The organism is Burkholderia savannae, assembly GCF_001524445.2.
Classification (GTDB): Bacteria; Pseudomonadota; Gammaproteobacteria; order Burkholderiales; family Burkholderiaceae; genus Burkholderia; species Burkholderia savannae.
The window spans coordinates 1942442-1962174 of record NZ_CP013418.1; the positions used below are offsets into that span (position 1 = coordinate 1942442).

Consider the following 19733-nt stretch of genomic DNA (forward strand, 5'->3'; position numbering starts at 1 on the left):
GTCACAGATGCGCGACTTGCAGGATCGCGTCGGCGAACGCCTTCGGCGCCTCCTGCGGCAGGTTGTGCCCGACGCCGCCCGCGACGTCGCGATGCAGATACTTGCCGACGAACTTCTTCGCGTAAGCGGCGGGCTCGGGATGCGGCGCGCCGTTGGCGTCGCCTTCGAGCGTGATCGTCGGCACCGTGATCGCAGGCGCGGCCGCGAGACGCGCCTCGAGCGCGTCGAATCGACGCTCGCCCTGCGCGAGCCCCAGACGCCATCGATAGTTGTGGATGACGATCGCCGCGTGATCAGGATTCCGGAACGATTGCGCCGAGCGTTCGTACGTCGCGTCGTCGAAACGCCACTTCGGCGACGCGAGCTGCCAGATCAGCCGGTTGAAATCGTCGCGGTTCGCCGCATAGCCGGCCGCGCCGCGCTCGGTTGCGAAATAGAACTGATACCACCACGCGAGCTCGGCCTTCGGCGGCAGCGGCTTGCGGTTCGCCTCCTGGCCGCCGATCAGATAGCCGCTCACCGACACGAGCGCCTTGCAGCGCTCGGGCCACAAAGCCGCGACGATGGCCGCCGTGCGCGCGCCCCAGTCGAAGCCGCCGAGCACGGCCTGATCGATCTTCAGTGCGTCCATCAGCGCGACGATGTCGGCGGCGATGACCGCCTGCTGGCCGTTGCGCGGCGTGTCGTCCGACAGCAAGCGCGTCGAGCCGTAGCCGCGCAGGTACGGCACCACGACGCGATAGCCGGCCGATGCGACGAGCGGCGCCACGTCGGCGAAGCTGTGGATGTCGTACGGCCATCCGTGCAGCAGGATGACGGCCGGACCGTCCTTCGGCCCGGCTTGCGCGTAGCCGACGTTGAGCGGGCCGGCGTCGATCTGATGGATCGTGTCGAACGTCGCGGCGTTCGCGGCGTTCGGGGCGTTCGGGACGTTCGGGACGTTCGGGGTGCTTGAATCGCCCGTTGCGCCGCTCGCGCCCGCCGAGCGCGGCGCGGACTGCGCGCGGGCGAGCCCGTCGAGACCGAGGTTCATCACGCCGACGCCCGCGAGCGCGGTTCCCATCAGCCGGCGGCGCCGGACGTTTATCGCATTGGACATGATCAGTCCTCCTTCAAGGTTGCCGGAAAACGCCGCATCGCATGCGGCGGCGAAATGCGCGGCGCATGGCGCGCCGCATGAACAGGCGATCGATCGGCATTGCGCGGCATCGCCCGGCCTCCCGGAACGAAGCAATGCATCGAATCGACGGACTGCGAACCATCGGCGTCACCGGACACGCGGGCCGCGCCCGCATTCGCGGAACGGCGGGCGCGAGCCGGGCCGGCAGGCGGACGTCGCGCGCACCGGTGACGTGCAATCGAATGGAAACGGAAACGAACTAACGCATCGCCGCGCGAAACGCCCCGAAGGTCTGCCCGTTCGGCCGGAGGCGAATGTCCGGATCGAGGCGCGCCCACGCGAGATCCGCGGGATCGGCGGCCATCGGCCCCGGCGCTTTCGCGACGAGGATCGCCTCGGCGATCGCTTCGAAGTCCGCACGAAAATGAACCGAGCTCTTGTTCACGACGATCCGCATCCGCTCGGGCTCGATGCCCGCGACACGGAACTGGTTGCGCTCGAAGGTCTGCATCTTGTTCGTGCTCACCGCGATCCTGACGCCTTCGATGCGCAGGCAGGCCACCGCGCCGAGATCGCCGCGCGCGCCGTTGAACATCGGGCCGTCGAAACGAAAACACCCGTCGGACAGATGCTCGACCTCGAAATCGGCCGCGAGCGGCGCATCGCCGCGCACGCCCGAGCGGCCGCCGAGGCTCAGGCCGATGCGCGCGCCGACGCCCGCGCGGTGCGCGGCGGCCGCGGCGTCGGGGTCCCAGATCACGCCCACCGCCGCGTCCGTCGCCGCGCGGCGAAGCAGCGCCCGCACCATGCCCATCGTGTCGGCGTCGCCGCCCGCGCCGGGGTTGTCCTGCGTGTCGGCGATGACGACGGGTTTCGTCGCGCCGCGGCTCAGGCGAATCGCTTCGGCCACGGCGGCGTCGGGCGTCAGGAACGGCACGCCCCAGCGCGTTTCGTCGTCGACGAGTTTCGCGCACAGCACGTCGACCGCACGCTCGGCCGCGTCGCCATCGAACGCGTGCGCCCACACCGTGGGCCCGCATTCCGGAAAATCGGCGGCCGGAAAACCCGGAGCGAACGACATCGATACGACGCCGTCCCGTTCGAGTTGCGCGAGCAATCGATACGCGCCGCCCGCGGGCTCCGCGTGCGTGCACATGCCGTTGATCGGGATCAGGAACGGCAGCCGGCGCATCGCGCAATGCAGCGGCCGGCGTTCGGACACGATTCGCTCGAGCACCTGCGCGGCGCGCTCGCCGGTTGCCGCCATGTCGACGTGAGGATAGGTGCGATACGCGACGAGCGCGCTCGCGTGCGCGGCCATCCGCGCGGTGACGTTCGCGTGCAGATCGAGCGACGCGACGATCGGCATCCGGCTGCCGACGATCCGCCGCACGCGCGCGAGGATCTCGCCTTCGCCGTCGTCGTGCTGCTCGGTGACCATCGCGCCGTGCAGGTCGAGATAGATCGCGTCGAACCCGCCCGCCTCGACCGCGGCGACGATCTCGCCGCCGATCCGCTCGAACGCGTCGGCCGTGACGTGCGCGGACGGGCACGCGCCCGCCCAGATCACGGGCAGCAGCGCGTGCCCGTTCGCCTGAGCGGCCCGGATGAAGCCGCCGACCGGCACGTTGACGTCGCGCAGCGACAGCACGTCCGCGCCGCGCGCCAGCGGCGGAAAGCCTTCGCCGCGAACGAAGCTCTGATACGACGCCCGCGTCGGCGCGAACGTATTGGTCTCGTGCTGGAAGCCTGCAATCAGAATGTTCATTTCGCCTTTCCGTGTGGAGGACGGCATCTCGTGCGTGCCTTCGCCGGACGATCGCTGCATGGCGTTCATGTTGGCAGCGCATGGCGCTACTAGCAAGAGCAACTAAGTTCACATATCGTTGACTCGTGAGCAACGACAGATCGACACGGGAGCCCTCGATGCGAGACATCAACCTCCAGCGCCTTCGGTACTTTCATGAAGTGCTGACGCACGGCACCATTCGCGGCGCAGCGGAGCACATCAACACGTCGCCGTCCGTCATCACGCGGCAGATCAGGCTGCTCGAGGAAGAGCTCGGCACCGCGCTGTTCGAGCGGCAGGCGCGCGGCGTGCGGCCGACTGAGGCCGCCGCGCATCTGCTCGAGTTCTGGCGGGGCTACCGGTCGCAACAGGAAAAGCTCGAAGACCAGCTTCACGCGCTGAAGGGCCTGCAGCAAGGGCACATCCGGATCGTCGTCAGCGAAGGATTCGTCGACACGCTCGTCGACGACGTGCTGGCGCCGTTCTGCGCGACATACCCGAAGCTCGCGATCGGCGTGGACATGCTGGCGGTCGATTCGATTCTCGAAGAGGTCGCGCAAAGCCGCGCGCACATCGGGCTCGCGTACAATCCGCCGCCCCATCCGCAGATCGCGTATCGCGCGAGCTCGCCGCAGCCGGTCGTGCTGTTGCTGCGGCGCGATCACCCGCTCGCGCGGCGCAAGCGGCCGGCGGCCATCGACGATCTTCGCGCGTACCCGCTCGCACTGATGCCGCCGACGTTCGGCATCGGTCACGTGGTGAAGATGCTGGAGCTGGCCGAGAACGTCGCGATCCGGCCGACGTTGACGACGAATTCGCTGACGGCCTTGAAGCGCATCGTCACCGCGGAGAACTTCATCACGCTGATCGGCGAGTTCGCCGCCTATCGGGAGATTGCGAACGGCGAGCTGACGACGGTGCCGATCGCGCATCCGCTATTCGAGGGGACGCATGCGCGGGTGCTCGTCAAGTCGGGACGGCCGCTCGCGCCCGGTCCGCTCGAATTGCTCAAATGGATCGAGACTCGGTTGGCGGTGTTTTCGGGGCCGGCTGCCGGCGGCGGCGAAAAACGAAAGAGTCGACACGGCAAGCATTGAATGCTTGCATTCAGTGCTTGCTTCGTTTTGTCACGGTGGCTGACATGGGCGAACGCGTCGATTGCAATGGGATTCACGGGCCACACGAGGAGCCGCGGAGATCCATGGTTTTCCTTGGCGGCCCTCAGGCGTCGCTGCCGGCCTTGCGTCGCGAGCCACGGAGCGCCATCGGCAATCCTGCGACATTGGCGCGTCAGCAAGAACCTCGTATTCGCCGCGAACGTATCGCGTTCGCACAAACAACGCCATCGCGCGCATGACCGTGACGAGTATCACCGGTGCATCGAATGGCGAACTCGCAACCGTCGCGGGTGGCTCATCGGGGCCGCGATGCGGCTTGGCCCGGCTTGTCGCAAACGCCTCCGCTCGAAATCGGGCAACTCCGATGGCGGCTCGAAATTCGCGAGACGCACCGGCCGAGCGGTTGCGGGCGGTTGCGGGCGGACGGCTCCGGTCCGCACGATAGGAATGTCTGCCATGTTCGGCAACCTGTTCTTATCGAGCCTGAACAGCAGACCGGACCTTACCAGCACGGGGACGTAATAGTCGCCGGCGATCACGACGTCGTACCCACGGCGTGTCGACCATGATGATGCAAGCGACGCAGCGTTGCCCTTGCTGCTTGAGCATCGCCTGTGCGAGCAAATCGGCACGGGCCGGTCGCCCGGCCGATTCGCCATCGTGAAGCCCGCCCCATGGGCGGCGCTGAAACACTGATCGTTGATTCCGTTCATCGCCGTGAATCTGCGTGACCGACAACACCGCCGCGTCGAGCGGATTCTTGTTGCGTGTGACGATTCCTTGCAGCGCGGTCAGGATCTGCACGACCGCGAACACCAGATCGCAGCCGAGATGCGGTATCGCGCCATGGCGGCCGGCGCCGCGCACGTCGATCCGGAACAGGCTCGTCGACGCCTTCAGCAGCCCCGGCCGCACCGCGAAGTGCCCGGCCAGTTGCGCAGACCGAACGCCGCGTCTTTATGCATGTGTCGTGCTGCCACTCTATGACGCCGCCGGAAAAGCGCGGATTGCGACCGCCGTCGACACCTCCCCCCTCTTCGATTTCGCTGACTTTCTTTTCGATTCCGATCGGTCAATTGATTTTTCTCACTGTAGCGCCGACGAAACACATCGCTGCATTTCCATTTCATCTAGACTATTATCTGGCGCCAAGAAATTCCATTCAAATTGATTTTGAATGGCCATTCTTCGGAATCCATCTTTCGAGTTAGTCCGATTTCTATTGATATAGATTGTTGACGCAGGCTGCGTGGCACGGGTGGCCGGAATCGTTCTGCCGTCGTCTTTTGCCGGCAACGACCTCGTCAATCTTTCTGGATCGACTTCCCTGAGACTGTTGAGGCGGCATCGCCGCATCTGATGACGAGACAATTGACTCATTCAAAATTCATTGCACGATTGTTTTTCAGTTCAATAAGTTTCTGAAATTCTAAAATCAAATAAATCAATATTTCTTTGGAAAATTCATTTCCATTGATTTTCCGCATATATCACGCATTCATCATCCATGTCTGAATCCGTATTTCGCCCGTTGCTGGAAATTTCCCGCCGTCAAGACGTGCTGTTCTGTCTTGCGCTGACCACCTTCGAACTGCTCGCCCATCTCGCCAGCGATATGGTGATGCCCACGATGTTGCAGGTCACCCACGACTTGTCCGCCGCGCGGCACCACGCGCCTGTCGCACTCCATGCCTTCCTGTTCGGCGACATCGCGTTCCAATGGCCGCGGGGGCCGCTGTCGGACCGCATCGGCTGCTGGCCGTTGCTGCTCACCGGCACTCTAGTGTTCGCAGCCGCCTGCCTGGCCGCGGTCGCCAGCCGGCATATCGGCGGCTTCAACCTGCGGCGCTTCGTCAAGGGCACCTTTTCGTCGTGGTCAGCTACCCGGCGCTGCAAGAGACCTTTGCCGAGCGCGACGCGGTACGGCTGATGGCGCTGTTCGCCGATATCGCGCTCCAGTCGCCACTCGCCGGACCGTTGGCCGGCACGCTGCTGCTGCGGGCACTGTCGTGGCGCGAGCTGTTCGTCGCGATCGGCGCCGTTGGCGCGCTGGTCACACTGGGCCTGTGGCGCTGTATGCCGGAAACGGCGCGCGCCGCGCCGCCGCCCCGGCCGCCGCGCGCGTGGGCGGTGCTTGCCCACTACGCGACGCAGCCACGTCATCGAGACCCCGTGTACGGCAGCCTCACGCTCGGCCTGTTGCCGCTGCCGCCGATCGTGTCGATCGGCCTGCCGCCGCGGTTGATCCGCGATCCGGGGTACGGCGGGCTGGCCTACGGACTCTGGCAGCTTTCCGTGTTCGGCGCCGTGATCGCCGGCAACCTGGCATTGAACCGGCTCACCGTCCGGCCCGACGTGTCCCGCTTGCTGCGCATCGCGCTGTACCCGGCTACCGCTGGCTTGCTACTGCTGGGCGCCGTCGTGCCGCTGTCACCCACGCTGCCACTGCTGCGTGCCGGCCTCTCCGTCCACCCATTCGGCGTGGGCCTGGGTAACGCGACGCCTTATCGGCTGACGCTATACAGTACCGACGAGGCCACGGGCAGCGTCGCCGCGCCGCTCGGCATGCCGTCCGTCGCGATGCCGGCGGCCGGCGGCGCAGCCCTCGCGTGGGTCCGCGCCGGGGATTCGCCGACCCGCTTCGGCATCAGCGTCAGCCTGGTCTCGCTGCTGGTCTCGCTGCTGGCCGCGCCGCTGCTCTGGCGCGTGCTGCGCCAAGCGCGCCCTGCTCCCACCGTCGCCCGATTTCCACCTTCCCCGCTCCCCCTCTCATGACTACGCTGCCCCATGTGGACGCGCTCTGCGCGCTCGAACACCCATACCGCGCCGACGACGCCTGCGACCGCCTGTTCGACGCCGCGATGCGCGAACTGGTCGCTTACCACTGCGACGCAAGCCCCGGCTACCGCCGCTGGCTGGAGCGGAACGGCTGTCCGCCCGCGGACCTGGGCGCACTGTCCGATTGGTCGGCATTGCCGCCGATCTTCGCCAACTACTTCAAGCGCAATCTGCTGCTCAGCGAAACCGGCCAGGACGCACTCGAGCTGACCTCGTCCGGCACCACCGGCCAGAAGAGCCGCATGCGCTACGACGCGCGCAGCATGGGCGCCGCCCAGCGGATGGTGGACCGGGTCTTCGAGCATTACGGCTGGCATACGCCGGATCAACCTTGCAACTACCTGCTGCTCAGCTACGAACCCCGCGGCGCGATCACGCTCGGCACGGCCTATACCGACCAGTTCCTGTGCAAGTACGCGCCGGTCAATCACGCGGTCCATGTGCTTCGCCATACCGGCACGGGTCATGAGTTCGACCCGTTTGGCGCGATCCGCGCGCTGCAGCGTTTCGCCGACGAAGGCCTGCCGGTGCGCATCTTCGGTTTTCCCGCGTTCCTGTGGTTCACGCTTCGGCGCATGGGCGACATGGGCGTCCCGCCGCTGACGCTGCATCCCGACTCGCTGGTGTTTCTCGGCGGCGGCTGGAAAACCCATGCGGATGCCGCGATTCCAAAGCCCGAGCTGTATCGCCGCCTGGGCGAACAGCTCGGCGTGCCGGATTCGCGCTGTCGCGACGGTTATGGCTCGGTCGAGCATCCGGTGCCCTACGTCGAGTGTGCCCGCCATCGCTTTCACGTGCCGAGCTGGGCGCGCGCGTGGGCCCGCGACACCGCCACGCTGGCCCGGCTGCCCTATGGTGCGCCGGGCTTTCTCCACCTGGCGTCGCCCTTCATTTCCTCCAGCCCGGCGCACAGCCTGCTGTTGAGCGACCTGGCCGTGTTGTGGCCGGCCGAGCGCTGCGGCTGCGGCGCGCCCACCGACTGGTTCGACCTGCTGGGCCGCGCCGGCACCAGCAAGAACCGGAGCTGCGCGATGGCGGCATCCGAACTGATCAAGGAGCGTTGACATGTACCTGCTTCACGGCGTGCTGCACGCCGACCACGACCTCGACACGGCGCTCGCGCTGCTGCGCGAACGGCTCGCCGACACGCTCGCCGATCCGCTCGACAGCGAGACCGTGCTCGCCTGCGCCGAACGTTTCGCCGAGGCGCTGCAGGAAGGCGCGCCGTCGGCGCTGCCGGACACCGCCGCGCGCGCCGAACTGGCCGCGTTCTGCCGGCGCCCGGCACTGCAAGCCAAGCTCTCGCGGGAATTGGGCGAGCAGCCCGGCTCGCTGCGTCGTCCGGATTACCGCGAGCCACGCTTCGAAGCATGGCGGCCACTCGGCGTGGTGCTGCACGTGACGCCCGCCAACGCCGCACTGCTGCCCTTCATGGCCGTGCTGGAAGGTCTGCTGGCGGGCAACATCAACTGGCTGCGCCCGAGCAGCCGCACCGACGACCTGAGCGCGCGCCTGCTCGCCGAACTGCTGCGACACGACGCGAGCGGCCGGCTCGCCGCGCACATCGCCGTGCTGCCGGTGCCGAGCGCGCGACTCGGTGCGTTGCTGGCCTGCGCCGACGGCGTGTCCGCGTGGGGCGGCGCCACGGCGCTCGCGGCCCTGCGCGCGCAATTGCCGCCCGGTTGCCGCTGGATCGACTGGGGGCACCGGATCAGCTTCGCCTACCTGGCTCCGGACGCCCTCAGCGACGCGCAACTCGACGCGCTCGCCGACGACGTGTGCCGCCACGACCAGCAGGCCTGCTCCAGTCCGCAGGCCGTGCTGGTGGACAGCGACGATCCGGCGACGCTCGACACGCTTGCGCGCCGGCTCGCCGCCGCGCTGCGACGCCGGGCGCCCCATTGGCCCGCGCTGCGCGCGGATCGGCAGGAGGCAGCGGAGATCAGCACCCGCATGGCCTTCCATCGGCTGGACCAGGCGTTCGCCGACGCGCCGGGCGAGGTCATCGACGGCGACGGTTGGCGGATCGCGTGGACCTTGCGCGAGGAATTGACGCCATCGCCGCTGTTCCGCACCGTCGAGCTGCGCCCGGCCCCGCGTGCGAGACTGGCCGGCATCCTGCGCCCGTGGCGCACTCGTCTGCAAAGTTGCGGACTGGTCGCCGCCGCCCGCGTGCCCGAGCTGAGCCGGCTGCTGCTCGCGGCGGGCGTGAGCCGCATCACGCCCGTCGGTCGCATGCACGACGGTTATGCCGGCGAGCCGCACGACGGCGCCTATGCGCTGCAACGCCTGTCGCGCCGCGTGTCGGTGAGCCTCGACCCCGCCACGCTGCCCGGCCACGCCCACCTGGACGCACCGCCTGCCATGCCGGAAGGCCTGCACGCGTCGCCGGTGATGGACAAGGCCGCGTTCCAACACCAGCCCGATCACGCGCGGGCGCAACTCTACTTCCGGAGCGGCGGCAGCAGCGGCACGCCCAAGCTGGCCCGCTTCAGCTATCGCGACTACCACCGCCAGATGCGCGCCGCGGCCGACGGCCTGTTCGCCGCCGGACTGGACCCCGCCACCGATCGGGTGATGAATCTCCTCTACGGCGGCAATCTGTACGGCGGCATGCTCAGCTTCTTCACGATCCTCGAAGCGCTCGGGGTGCCGCAGTATCCGATGGGCGGCCCCGTCGACGATGATTTCAGCGAGATCGCCCGGCTGATCGTCGAACAGCGCATCGACACGCTGATCGGCATGCCGGGCACCGTGCACCGGCTGTTCGAACGCGAAAGCGACGCGCTGCGCCGCTACGGCGGGGTGCGCAAGGTGTTCTGCGGCGGCGAGCATGTCAACGCCGGGCAACGCACGTATCTGGCGAGCTTCGGCGTCGAGCTGATTCGCTCGGCGATCTACGGCTCGGTGGACGCCGGTCCGCTCGGCCATGCGTGTGCGAGCTGCGCCGACGGCGAGTTCCACCTGCTGGCGGACACGCAATGGCTGGAAGTGCTGGAGCCTGCGCGCGACGTCCCTGCCGCGCCGGGCGAGACCGGCCGGCTGGTGTTCACGTCGCGCCACCGCGAAGCCCAGCGGGTGCTGCGCTACGACCTGGGCGACCTGGGCCGGTGGTTACCGGGGGTCTGCCCATGCGGGCTGGAGACGCCGCGCTTCCGGCTCGCCGGCCGCCATGGCGCGCTGTTGCGGGTCGGCACGATCTTCGTCGATCCGGAGCAACTGAGCCGGCCCATCGGCCAGCCGATGCAGTGGCTGATCGATCGTGATGACGGTGGGCGCGACCGCATCCGGCTGCTCGTCGACGGTGATCCGGCCTCGATCCGCGCACGCGTGCTGGACGACGCCATGCTGAACCAGGTCGTGAGCGGCGGGCTGCTGCGCCTCGAGGTGAGCGCCGTTGCGGCCGCCGCGTTCCAGCGCCATCCACACAGCGGCAAGACGCCGTTCGTCATGGATCTGCGCGGCTGAACTTCCGTCGTCCATACATTGCTCATCACCATGCATCCACGCCTCATTCCCCTCGTCGAGCATGCGCGCGCGCATTCGCCTCACTACCGCGCGCTGTACCGTGCGTTGCCCGCCCACGGCTGGCGCCTGACCGACCTGCCGACGATCGATCCCGCCGATTACTGGCGGGATTCGCAGGACCTGACGCGCTGGCGCGCGCTGACCGCCGCGCCGAACGACGGCCACGTGTTCAAGACCGGCGGCTCCACCGGCGACGGCAAGCTGTCGGTGTTCAGCCGCGCCGAATGGCGCGCGTTCGTGCAGGCGTTCGGCGCGGGCCTCGCGCGCCAGCTGCGCGACGGCGACCGGGTCGCCAACCTGTTCTTCGCGGGCGACCTCTACACCAGCCTGTTGTTCATCCACGGCGCGCTGTCGCATGCGCCCGTGGCCCTCGTCGAGTACCCGTTCACCTGCCATGTCGACCACGACGTGCTGGCGGCCGCGATTCGCCAGCACCGCATCAACGTCCTGGCCGGCGTGCCGGCGCAGTTACTGCGTTTCGCCCGTCACCTGGCGGCGCATGGCCACACCTTGCCGGACGTGCGGGCAGTGCTCTACGGCGGCGAGACCTTGTTCGACGAGCAGATCGCGCTGCTCGCACAGGTATTGCCGCGTGCCCGCGTCGGCTCGGTGGGCTGCGCAAGCGTCGACGCGGGCCTGATCGGCTATGCCGATCAGGCTTGCGGGCACGGCGAACATCGCGTGTTCGACGACGACAGCATGATCGAGATCGTCGACGAGGAGAGTGGTGAGCCCATCGACGAAGCCGGGCGCCGGGGCGTCCTGCTGGTCACCAACCTGCAGCGCCGGTTGATGCCCGTGATCCGTTATCCCAGCGGCGATCTCGCGTGCTGGCGCGAACCGCCCGGCCCCGCGCGCAAGTTCGCGCTGCTCGGGCGCGCCGCGCATGGCCACCGGGTCCGTGTCGGCACGCTGTCGCTGTTTCCGGAGGCGCTCGGGCGCGTGCTCGACGCAGCATGCGCGCTGCTGGGGTGGCAACTGGAAGTCGCGCGCGCGGACGGCGTGGATTGCCTGACGCTGCTGCTGGCGGCGCGCGCGCCGCTGGATCTCGAACGAATCCGCGATGCCGTATTCATGGCTCAGCCGGCGATCGCGGCACTGTGCGCCGAACAGCAATTGCGCGTGGCGCTACGGCAGACGCCACTGGAACGGATGCGTACCCATCCGCGCTCGGGCAAGCTGCTGCGGATCGTCGACCAGCGCGACTACGCGCATGCGGAGGCCTGGCGATGAGCGAGCGCGATCCGCTGGAGGCATTGGTGCGCGACTATCAGGCGGCCGATGCCGAACCCGTCAGCGCGTTGTTTCGCGCGGTCTATGGCGAGCATTACGTGTATCCGGACGTCTATCTGCCGAGCCGGATTCACGCGCACAACGTCAGCGGCCGATGGCGCTCGGCGGTGGCGGTCCGCGACGGGCGGCTGCTGGGCCACGCGACATTGTGGCGGGATGCGGCGCGGCCCGGGCTGGCGGAACTGGCGCTGAACGTTGTGCATCCGGACGCGCGCGGCCAGCGCATCGCGAGCCGGCTCGCCCGTCATCTGCACGCGACGGCGGGACGGCTCGGCGTCGGCATGGTGACGATCAAGCAGGTCTGTTCGCATCCGCGCAGCCAGCATGTCGCGCTGGCGCTGGGGTTTCGCAGCACGGCGCTGCTGATCGACTACGTCGAATCGCCGTTCGGGCAGGCGGAACGGGAGAGCATCGTGGTCGGGTGCCTGCCGCTGCGTGCGTGGCCTCTGCCTCGGCTCGACTGGCCGGCGCACTGGCGCGCATGGCTGGACAGTTTGCGCGCGGCGTTCGGCGAGGCGCCGCCGGCACCGGACTCCGCCGCGTCGGACTTCACGCTGACGCGGGACGGCTTGCGGGTCGTGCTGGAGACGTCGCGGGCAAGTGAAGCGCAGATCGCCGAGATTGCCGCGCTGCCCGCGCGTTCGTTGCTCGATCTGAGCTTGCCGGCCACGGCGGAAAATGTGGCGCACGCGCCCGTGTTGACGCGCGGCGGATTCCGTTTCGGCGGCTTGTTGCCCGCCGCGAACGGCGGCTGGCGGCTGCTTTGGCTGCGCGGACGGGGGCCACGGGAGCTACATCTGTGCGATCGTCAAGGCGAGCGTTTGTATCGGCTCTATGCGGAGGCGGAGCCAGGTGCGCGCGAATCAGGGAATCGCTGTCCATGAATTAGGCCTCGGCGTGCGACGGTCGTTGCTCGAAGTGGATCACGTTGCGGCGCGCGAATGTCACGCGCTCACCGAGCAAAAAGCCTCGGCGCGCCCGCGCGCGACGCCGGCCGGCGAGCAGACGGATTTCGTCGCAACGACGGAGATCGGGAACGGCCCGATTCGGCGGCACCGCGCGTAGCGGGGCCGGCACGGCGTCTCGATCATCGAGGCCGACGCCGGTCGCCGGGGCGGCCGATGAGCCTCGCGCCGCGCGACATCGCATCGCGCCGCAACGAAGGCCGCTCGCGGATCAAGCCGCGCCGATGCGTTGCACCGCGATCGACGCGACGTCGACGCGGCGCGGCAGGATCGCGTCGCGCACCGCGCGATCGGCCACCTGCTGCAGCGTCGCGATGTCGGCCGCGCCGACCGCCCGCTGCGCGAGCGCCGCGCGGCGCGTGATGTCCGCCGCCGTGTCGAGCGATAACCGCGTGAGCGCCGCATAGACCTTCGCGTATTCGTCCGGATGCGCGAGCGCCCAGCGCCCCGCCCGTTCGAGCCGCGCGAGCGCGTCGGCGAGCGCCGCGCGCTTCGCGCGGTCGTCGAGCGTACCGACGGGCGACGTCAGGAACGCGAGGCCCGAGTTGATGCCGCCGCCGTCGCGCACGACGCGCGCGCCGCGTCTCACGACATGCCCGTAATACGGATCGAACGTCGCCCAAATATCGATACGCTTCGCCTCGAACGCGGCGAACGCATCGACGGGCAGCACGAATCTCACGTCGACGTCCTGCCGAGACAGCCCGCGCTCGGCGAGCGCGCCGTAAAGCTGGTACTGCGAAATGCTGCCGCGCGCGGACGATACGACAACCGTGCGCCCCTTCAGGTCGGCCACGTCGCGCACCGGCGAATCGGGCTGCACGACGATGCCGAGCGACGCCGGCGAGCCGACGCGCGTCGCGACGATCCGCAGCGCCGGATCGCCGAGCGCGGCGGTGAGCACCGGCAAGTCGCCCGCGGGCGCGAGGTCGATCGCGCCCGCGCGTTGCGCTTCGAAGAGCGGCGCCGCGCCCTGGAAATTCGCCCAGCGGAATCGATACGGCGTGTCGTTCAGCACGCGCGCCGCCTCGGCGAGCGCACGCAGGCCGCCCGCCTGATCGCCGAGCACGAGCGTGACGCCGGACACGTCGACGCCCGCCGTCGCGGCCGCCGCCCGCTGCGCCGCCGTTGTCGGCGCAACGCGGCCGGCGAGCGCCGCGGCCGACGCGACGGCAAGGCAGCGCAACGCGCGGCGGCGGGCGGCGAACGGCGGCGGGAAAGCGTGACGATTCATCGGCGGAAGCCTCTCGAACGAACGTCGCCGCGCACGATCGCACGACCGACGAAACGCCAAGCTTATGGAATCGCCCGAAGCGGAACAAACATCGATTTGCGAAATGCTTATTGCAAAGCGCTATCCGGCAATGAGCGACGTGCGCGGACATCGCGCCGCACGCATCGCACTCATCTCACTCATCGCACTCGCCGCGTGCGGCCCGCATCGCGCTCAGTCCGCACGCTCACGCGTCGCCACACGCGCTCGACCGAACGCCGCAGCACTCGGCGCCGCGTCCCGGCGGTCTCGACGCCGCACGCGCGCGGCTCATCCGCGCGGGCGCATCGTCAGGCGCATCGAGATTCGGTTCGTCGAGCAGCGCGACAGGCCGCGCGACGTAGTCGCACGGCGTGAGCCCGACCGCCCGCCGGAAATGCCGGCCGAGGTGGCTCTGGTCGAAGAAGCCGACTTCGGTCGCGACGACGGAAGGCGGCACGCCCCGCAGCAACAGATCCTGCGCGCGACGTATCCGCACGCGGCACAGATAGCGATGCGGCGACAGGCCCACTTCGTCTCGAAAGCGCGCCGCGAATCGCGACACGCTCAGGCCCGCGACGTCCGCGAGCATGTGCAGATTGAGCGGCTGCGCGAAGTGCGTGTCGATGAAGCGCAGCGCGCAGCACACGGCGCGCGATACGGGGCGCGACTCGGGACGCGATACGGCGCGCGACTCGGGACGAGACCCGTGACGAGACTCCGGGCGTGCCCCAGGGCGCGCCGCCGCGCACGCCGCAGCGGGCGCGGCGGCGTCGATGCGATCCGGAACGTTCGCCATGCGCGCTCCGTCACGCCGCCGCTTGCGCGACCGTTGGCGGCGACACGAAGCGCGCGATCGAAAACGGCTCGATCGGGGTGCGCGTCGCGCCGCTGTCGATCAGTTCGGCCATCGTATCGCCGACGCCCGGCCCGAGCTGGAAGCCATGCCCGCAAAAGCCGAATGCGTAATAGAGGCCGTCGACCTTCGCGCTGCGTCCCATGATCGGGCGATCGTCGGGCATGTAGCCTTCCACGCCGCTCCACACGCGGATGATGTTCAGCCGCGCGAGCGCGGGCGCGACGCGCGCGAGCTGGCGAAACTGCAGCAGCGTGCTTTCCGGCAGCACCTTCGCGCGGCGCTCGTCGAGATACGCGCTCGCGCGCGCGCAGCCGCCGATCACGATGTTGCCGCGCTCCACCTGCCGGAAGTACACGACTTCCTCGATGTGCGGCGAAGATACGCCGACAACCGGCCGGATCGCGTACGGCACGGGCTCGGTGACGGCCATCTGCGGGCCGTTCACTTCGATCGGCACCGCTTCGCCGAACTGCGCGCTCAACTGGCTGCCCCACGCGCCCGCGGTCACGAGCAGATTCGGCGCGCAGAACACGCGGCCGTCGGCGGTGCTCGCGCGGAACGTGTCGCCGTCCTTCTCGACGGTCACGATCGCGGTGTTCTCCTCGATCCTCGCGCCCGCGCGCGCCGCCGCGCGGCCGAACGCCGGCGCCGCGAGCCGCGGGTTCGCATGGCCGTCCATCTCCGAATGCGACGCGCTCAGGATCTCGGGGCCGAGAAACGGAAACTTCGCGCGCATCGCCGCGCCCCGGTACAGATCGAGCTTCAGCCCGTAATGGCTCGCTTCCTTCGCGTAGGCCTCGAACGTGTCGTCCTGCTCCTGCCGGTAGCACACGCGAATGTGCCCGGTCTGCAGGAACTCCGCGCTGTGTCCGATCAGCTCGGGCAGCCGCCCCCAGATCTCGCGCGACCGGTTCGCGAGCGGCAGTTGCGGCAGGTAGCGGCCCTGCCGGCGCACGTTGCCGAAGTTCGTGCCGCTCGCCTGCTGTCCGATCAGCGCGCGTTCGATCAGGATCACCGAACGTCCGCGCCGGCGCAGGAAGAACGCGGCCGCCGCGCCCATGAAGCCGCCGCCGACGATCACCACATCCGCATCGGCCCGCATCACGATTCCTCCACTGTTTCGTCCGTCGCGCGGGTGCGCGGCGTGTCCTCGCTCGCGCGCGTGGCGATCGCGAGCGGCTTGACGGGCGCCTGCCCGCGCAACCGGCCGACCGCCTCGAGCGGCAGCTTCGTCGCGTCCGCGATCACCTCGGCCGCCGCGTGGCCGCAATAACGCCCCTGGCAGCGCCCCATGCCGACGCGGCTGAACGCCTTCGCGCGATTCGCCTCGCACGCGCCCTCGTCGCGGATCACGCGGCGCAGCTCGCCCGCGCTGATGCCCTCGCAGCGGCACACGATCGTATCGTCGGACAGTTGCGCAGCCTGCCGCGCGGGCCACGGAAACGCTTGCGCGAGGCCCGCGCGAAAGCGGTCCATCTTCGCGAGCGTGCGTTGCAGCGCGGCGATCCGGCGTTCGTCGACCGCACGCCCGAGGTCCTTCAACGCGGCGAGCGCGGCGAGCTCGCCCGCCGCCTCCGCGCCGTCCGCGCCGAGAATGCGCGCGCCGTCGCCCGCCAGATAGACGCGCTCGACGGTCGCCCGCCCCATGTCGTCGCGCTGCGGCAGCCACTGGCGCGTGCCGGCGTCGAAGCGGAACGCGCACCCCGCGAGATCGGCCAATTGCGTCTCGGGCCGCAGGTGATAGCCGAGCGCGACCGCATCGCAGCCGATGCGGCGGGCTTCGCCGCGCGCATCGCGATAGCTCACGCCCGTCACGCCGCACGCGTCGCCGCCGTGGATTTCGACGGGCGTCACGCCGGTTTCGATCGTCACGCCGCGCTCCTTGAGCGACGCGACGAGCCGCGCTCCCTTGAACAGCGCGTCGGGCCGCGCGAGCAGCTTCGGCAGCGCGCGCAGCCGGTTGCGCGCGGGCGACGTGTCGAGCACCGCCGCGACGTTCGCCCCCGCCTGCACGTACTGGCTCGCGACCAGATACAACAGCGGCCCCGTGCCCATGAACACGACTTCCGAGCCGATCGCGCACGCCTGCGCCTTCAGCGCGATCTGCGACGCGCCCAGGCTGTATGCGCCCGCGTATTGCCAGCCCTTCACGGGCATCAGCCGATCGGTCGCGCCGGGGCAGAGGATCAGCGCATCGTACGGATGGCGCGCCGAGCAACCCGCGCGCATCGTGTAGAGCGCGCCGCCCGACACGTTCCACGCGAGCGTGTCGGGCGAGTAGTCGACCATCGCGCGCAGCCGCTCGAACGTGCCGTGCAGATCGAGCGCGCGTCGCGCCTCGGTGCCGTACAGCTTCGCATACGGCCGCGAGAACTGTTCGGGCTGCCGACGATAGATCTGTCCGCCGTCGCGGCGCCCTTCGTCGATCACGAGCGCTCGCACGCCCGCCTCCGCCAGCGCCGCCGCGCAGCGCACGCCCGCCGGCCCCGCGCCGACGACGATCACGCGAGGTTCGGCCATTGCGCCTCCGGCTGTCGCGTGACGACGTCGAGCGACGCGTCGACGAGCGTCGTGCACGCGCGCACGCGCCCGCCGTCGGCCGTCCATACCCAGCAGTCCTGACAAGCGCCCATCAGGCAGAAGCCCGCGCGCGCCTCGGGGCCGAATTCCGATTGCCGGACATGGCCCGTGTGGCAAAGCATCGCCACGAGCAGCGTGTCGCCTTCGAGCGCGTCGACCGCCCGCCCGTCGACGCGAAACGTCACGGTTGCGCGTTCGGTTTCGGCCAGCCGAACGAATCGCGATTTCATGGGTGCCCTCCAGTCGCTCCGCGTGAACGAAGCGCATCGTGATCGGAAGCGGCGCGGCGCGCGCCGGGCGTCGTCGGCTTCAATGCAGGATGTCCTGCAGGCGATAGTACGCACCGACGAACGGCAGGAACCACGCGTGCCCGAAGTGGCCCGGCATCGCCGGCCAGTCGAGCTCGCGCCACGGATTGCTCGCGGCCGCGCCGTACAGCACGTCCGCCATCACGCGGCCCATGTGCACCGACATCTGCACGCCGTGGCCGCTGTAGCCCATCGAGTAGTACAGCCCTTCGTGCTGGCCCGCGCGCGGCAGGCGGTCGGCCGTGATGTCGACGAGGCCGCCCCAGCAATAGTCGAGCCGCACGTTCGCGAGCTCCGGAAAATACGCGGCCATCCCCGCTCGCAGGATGTCGCCGCTCTTCGCGTCGGAGTGCGGATTCGACAGCGCGAAGCGCGCGCGGCCGCCGAACAGCAGGCGATCGTCGGGCGTCACGCGAAAGTAGTTGCCGATGTGGCGCGTCGTCACGTACGCGCGCCGGTTCGGAAACAGGCGATCGAGCTGCGCCTTCGGCAGCGGCTCGGTGACGACGATGAAGCTGCCGACGGGCGCGATGCGGCGGCGGAACCACTGGAACGGGCCGAGCTGCGACGCGCCCGTCGCGACCAGCACGCGATCCGCGCGAATCGTGCCGCGCGTGCTCGTGATCTCATGGCGCTCGCCGTCGAGGCGCTTCAACTGCGTGACGGCCGCGTGCTCGTAGACGCGCGCGCCGCGCGCGACGGCCGCGCGCGCGAGCCCGACGCCGAACTTGCCCATGTGCATCTGCGCGCCGGTACGTTGCAGCAGGCCGCCGTAGAAGCGGTCCGAGCCGACTTCGTCGCGCATGTGCGCGGGTTCGATCAGCTCGACGTCCGGATCGACGTCGCGGCGCAGCAGCTCGAAAGTCTTCGCGAGCCCGGCGAAATGCTGCGGCTTCGCCGCGAGCTTCAGCTTGCCGGTGCGCAGGAAGTCGCAGTCGATCGCATGCTCGGCGACGATCGAATCGACGGTCGCGACGGCACTCGCATAAGCGCGATAGAACGCCTGCGCGCGCGGCGCGCCGACGCGCGCGGCGAGCGCCGCGTAATCCTGCGCGAGCCCGGTGTTGCACTGGCCGCCGTTGCGCCCGGACGCCTCGGCCGCGATCTGCCCCGCTTCGAGCACGACCGCCTGCACGCCGCGCTTCGCGAGTTCGAGCGCGGCCGACAGCCCGGTGAAGCCGCCGCCGATCACGACGACGTCCGCGCGCCCTTCGACGGGCGCCTCGCAGCCTTCGCAAAATTCCGGGCGCGTATCCAGCCAGTACGATTCGAATTTCATCGGTTCCTTCACACGATTGACCCACGCAGGCGAGCCGGCGTCGCGCGACGCCGGCTCGCGCCGATCACAGCCCGACGACGCCCGCGAGGCCGCCGATGTCCTTGATCTCGGTGTAGCCGTAGAACGGCGTTGACGGCTCATGGCCGCGCGCGACGAACACCTTGTTCCGGATGCCGATGTCGTGCGCGGACATCAGGTCGTAGCGCAGACTCGACGACACGTGCAGGATGTCCTCCGGGCCGCAGCCGAGGTTGTCGAGCAGATATTCGAACGCCTGCAGCCGCGGCTTGTACGCCTGCGCCATCTGCGCGGTGTACACGCGATGGAACGGCGCGCCGAGCTTGTCGACGTTGCGCTGGATCTGATCGTTCGACGCATTCGACAGGATCACGAGCGGAATCTCCTTGGCGACCTTCGCGAGCCCTTCCGGCACGTCCGGATGCGGGCCCCAGGTCGGCACCGCGTCGTAGAACTTCTGCGCCTCGGCGTCGTCGTACGCGATGTGCCAGCGCTTGCAGGTGCGGCGGACCGCGTTCTTCACGACGTCCTGATAGGGCTTCCATGCGCCGAGCACTTCGTCGAGCCGGTACGCGGCGAAGTCCTTGACGAACTGCTCCATGTTCTCGGCGCTCACGCGATCGGCGAACAGCTCGCGCGCGAGGTCGCCCATCCGGAAGCGCGTGAGCGTGCCGTAGCAGTCGAACGTGATGTATTTGGGCTTGAATCGGGTCATGTCCTTGTCCTGTAGCTTGTCCAGTAATCAGCAAAACCAGGCCCGTGCGACGGGACCATTCGAAACTCGGA

General features: G+C 69.1%; 16 protein-coding genes and 2 pseudogenes. 7 read left to right on the top strand and 11 right to left on the bottom strand.

From position 1 onward, the window contains the following. Nucleotide 1: 1 nt before the first annotated feature. Both WS78_RS29695 and WS78_RS29700 read right to left on the bottom strand, forming a co-directional pair. Nucleotides 2–1099, bottom strand: a complete 1098-nt coding sequence (locus tag WS78_RS29695; RefSeq protein WP_038755150.1) for an alpha/beta fold hydrolase — start codon at nucleotides 1097–1099, stop codon at nucleotides 2–4. Nucleotides 1100–1379: 280 nt separating this feature from the next. Further along, complete coding sequence (locus tag WS78_RS29700; protein ID WP_038755277.1) at nucleotides 1380–2888, bottom strand: M81 family metallopeptidase; 1509 nt, start codon at nucleotides 2886–2888, stop codon at nucleotides 1380–1382. A 158-nt stretch (nucleotides 2889–3046) separates the two neighbouring features. Here WS78_RS29700 and WS78_RS29705 point away from each other — a divergent pair, with 158 nt between their 5' ends. Beyond that, nucleotides 3047–4006: a LysR family transcriptional regulator gene (locus WS78_RS29705; RefSeq protein ID WP_038755148.1), complete on the top strand. Its 960-nt coding sequence runs from the start codon at nucleotides 3047–3049 to the stop codon at nucleotides 4004–4006. 467 nt (nucleotides 4007–4473) lie between these two features. On the opposite strand, the pseudogene WS78_RS36565 reads toward WS78_RS29705, so the two are convergent. Together WS78_RS36565 and WS78_RS29710 are read right to left on the bottom strand one after the other, a co-directional pair. Further along, nucleotides 4474–4578 (bottom strand): annotated as a pseudogene (locus WS78_RS36565) (extracellular solute-binding protein); the annotation flags it as partial. 157 nt (nucleotides 4579–4735) lie between these two features. After that, nucleotides 4736–5061 (bottom strand): annotated as a pseudogene (locus WS78_RS29710) (amidohydrolase); the annotation flags it as partial. Between the two features lie 473 nt (nucleotides 5062–5534). Here WS78_RS29710 and WS78_RS29715 point away from each other — a divergent pair. The 6 genes from WS78_RS29715 to WS78_RS29740 are packed head-to-tail and all read left to right on the top strand — an operon-like array spanning nucleotide 5535 to nucleotide 12570. Further along, entirely contained in the window at nucleotides 5535–5957 is a 423-nt protein-coding gene (locus WS78_RS29715) for a hypothetical protein (protein WP_156437390.1), read from the top strand. Beyond that, nucleotides 5900–6802, top strand: a complete 903-nt coding sequence (locus WS78_RS29720) for a hypothetical protein (protein WP_156437391.1) — start codon at nucleotides 5900–5902, stop codon at nucleotides 6800–6802. The genes WS78_RS29715 and WS78_RS29720 overlap by 58 nt, the downstream gene beginning before the upstream one ends. Beyond that, on the top strand, nucleotides 6799–7929 hold the full coding sequence (locus WS78_RS29725) for a LuxE/PaaK family acyltransferase (protein WP_059575621.1): 1131 nt from the start codon (nucleotides 6799–6801) through the stop codon (nucleotides 7927–7929). The genes WS78_RS29720 and WS78_RS29725 overlap by 4 nt, the downstream gene beginning before the upstream one ends. Before the next feature lies 1 nt (nucleotide 7930). Further along, the gene (locus WS78_RS29730) at nucleotides 7931–10333 is read left to right on the top strand and encodes an acyl-CoA reductase (protein ID WP_059575623.1); all 2403 of its coding nucleotides are present in this window, start codon (nucleotides 7931–7933) and stop codon (nucleotides 10331–10333) included. An 18-nt stretch (nucleotides 10334–10351) separates the two neighbouring features. Further along, entirely contained in the window at nucleotides 10352–11626 is a 1275-nt protein-coding gene (locus WS78_RS29735; protein ID WP_197424675.1) for a phenylacetate--CoA ligase family protein, read from the top strand. After that, the gene (locus tag WS78_RS29740; RefSeq protein ID WP_059575627.1) at nucleotides 11623–12570 is read left to right on the top strand and encodes a GNAT family N-acetyltransferase; all 948 of its coding nucleotides are present in this window, start codon (nucleotides 11623–11625) and stop codon (nucleotides 12568–12570) included. Before WS78_RS29735 ends, WS78_RS29740 begins: the two co-directional genes overlap by 4 nt. Before the next feature lie 292 nt (nucleotides 12571–12862). Here the strand turns inward: WS78_RS29740 and WS78_RS29745 are convergent, their stop codons facing one another. The 7 genes from WS78_RS29745 to WS78_RS29775 all read right to left on the bottom strand — a co-directional run bounded on the left by WS78_RS29745 (nucleotide 12863) and on the right by WS78_RS29775 (nucleotide 19662). Continuing rightward, nucleotides 12863–13885 carry a PhnD/SsuA/transferrin family substrate-binding protein gene (locus WS78_RS29745; RefSeq protein WP_038755133.1) on the bottom strand — a complete coding sequence of 341 codons (1023 nt, stop codon included), beginning with the start codon at nucleotides 13883–13885 and terminating at the stop codon, nucleotides 12863–12865. A 226-nt stretch (nucleotides 13886–14111) separates the two neighbouring features. Beyond that, complete coding sequence (locus tag WS78_RS29750) at nucleotides 14112–14552, bottom strand: helix-turn-helix transcriptional regulator (protein WP_226377256.1); 441 nt, start codon at nucleotides 14550–14552, stop codon at nucleotides 14112–14114. A gap of 160 nt (nucleotides 14553–14712) precedes the next feature. Next, nucleotides 14713–15864, bottom strand: coding sequence for an NAD(P)/FAD-dependent oxidoreductase (locus tag WS78_RS29755; protein WP_197419382.1), 1152 nt, complete (start codon nucleotides 15862–15864; stop codon nucleotides 14713–14715). Beyond that, a complete protein-coding gene (locus WS78_RS29760; RefSeq protein WP_052145217.1) occupies nucleotides 15864–17282 on the bottom strand; it encodes an FAD/NAD(P)-dependent oxidoreductase in 1419 nt (472 codons plus the stop codon). The genes WS78_RS29755 and WS78_RS29760 overlap by 1 nt, the downstream gene beginning before the upstream one ends. Then, nucleotides 17264–17572 (bottom strand): (2Fe-2S)-binding protein, encoded by a 309-nt coding sequence (locus tag WS78_RS29765; RefSeq protein ID WP_038755128.1) that lies wholly within the window; start codon nucleotides 17570–17572, stop codon nucleotides 17264–17266. The genes WS78_RS29760 and WS78_RS29765 overlap by 19 nt, the downstream gene beginning before the upstream one ends. A gap of 79 nt (nucleotides 17573–17651) precedes the next feature. After that, on the bottom strand, nucleotides 17652–18929 hold the full coding sequence (locus tag WS78_RS29770) for an NAD(P)/FAD-dependent oxidoreductase (protein ID WP_038755125.1): 1278 nt from the start codon (nucleotides 18927–18929) through the stop codon (nucleotides 17652–17654). Nucleotides 18930–18993: 64 nt separating this feature from the next. Continuing rightward, nucleotides 18994–19662 (bottom strand): haloacid dehalogenase type II, encoded by a 669-nt coding sequence (locus WS78_RS29775; RefSeq protein ID WP_059575630.1) that lies wholly within the window; start codon nucleotides 19660–19662, stop codon nucleotides 18994–18996. Between the last annotated feature and the right edge of the window lie 71 nt (nucleotides 19663–19733).

Excerpts from the sequence above, each read along its gene's own strand:
- WS78_RS29705 (WP_038755148.1), top strand. The coding sequence starts at position 3,047 with ATGCGAGACATCAACCTCCAGCGCCTTCGGTACTTTCATGAAGTGCTG.
- WS78_RS29695 (WP_038755150.1), bottom strand. The coding sequence starts at position 1,099 with ATGTCCAATGCGATAAACGTCCGGCGCCGCCGGCTGATGGGAACCGCG.
- WS78_RS29755 (WP_197419382.1), bottom strand. The coding sequence starts at position 15,864 with ATGCGGGCCGATGCGGATGTGGTGATCGTCGGCGGCGGCTTCATGGGC.
- WS78_RS29725 (WP_059575621.1), top strand. The coding sequence starts at position 6,799 with ATGACTACGCTGCCCCATGTGGACGCGCTCTGCGCGCTCGAACACCCA.
- WS78_RS29765 (WP_038755128.1), bottom strand. The coding sequence starts at position 17,572 with ATGAAATCGCGATTCGTTCGGCTGGCCGAAACCGAACGCGCAACCGTG.
- WS78_RS29730 (WP_059575623.1), top strand. The coding sequence starts at position 7,931 with ATGTACCTGCTTCACGGCGTGCTGCACGCCGACCACGACCTCGACACG.
- WS78_RS29715 (WP_156437390.1), top strand. The coding sequence starts at position 5,535 with ATGTCTGAATCCGTATTTCGCCCGTTGCTGGAAATTTCCCGCCGTCAA.
- WS78_RS29740 (WP_059575627.1), top strand. The coding sequence starts at position 11,623 with ATGAGCGAGCGCGATCCGCTGGAGGCATTGGTGCGCGACTATCAGGCG.
- WS78_RS29700 (WP_038755277.1), bottom strand. The coding sequence starts at position 2,888 with ATGAACATTCTGATTGCAGGCTTCCAGCACGAGACCAATACGTTCGCG.
- WS78_RS29770 (WP_038755125.1), bottom strand. The coding sequence starts at position 18,929 with ATGAAATTCGAATCGTACTGGCTGGATACGCGCCCGGAATTTTGCGAA.
- WS78_RS29745 (WP_038755133.1), bottom strand. The coding sequence starts at position 13,885 with ATGAATCGTCACGCTTTCCCGCCGCCGTTCGCCGCCCGCCGCCGCGCG.
- WS78_RS29775 (WP_059575630.1), bottom strand. The coding sequence starts at position 19,662 with ATGACCCGATTCAAGCCCAAATACATCACGTTCGACTGCTACGGCACG.
- WS78_RS29760 (WP_052145217.1), bottom strand. The coding sequence starts at position 17,282 with ATGGCCGAACCTCGCGTGATCGTCGTCGGCGCGGGGCCGGCGGGCGTG.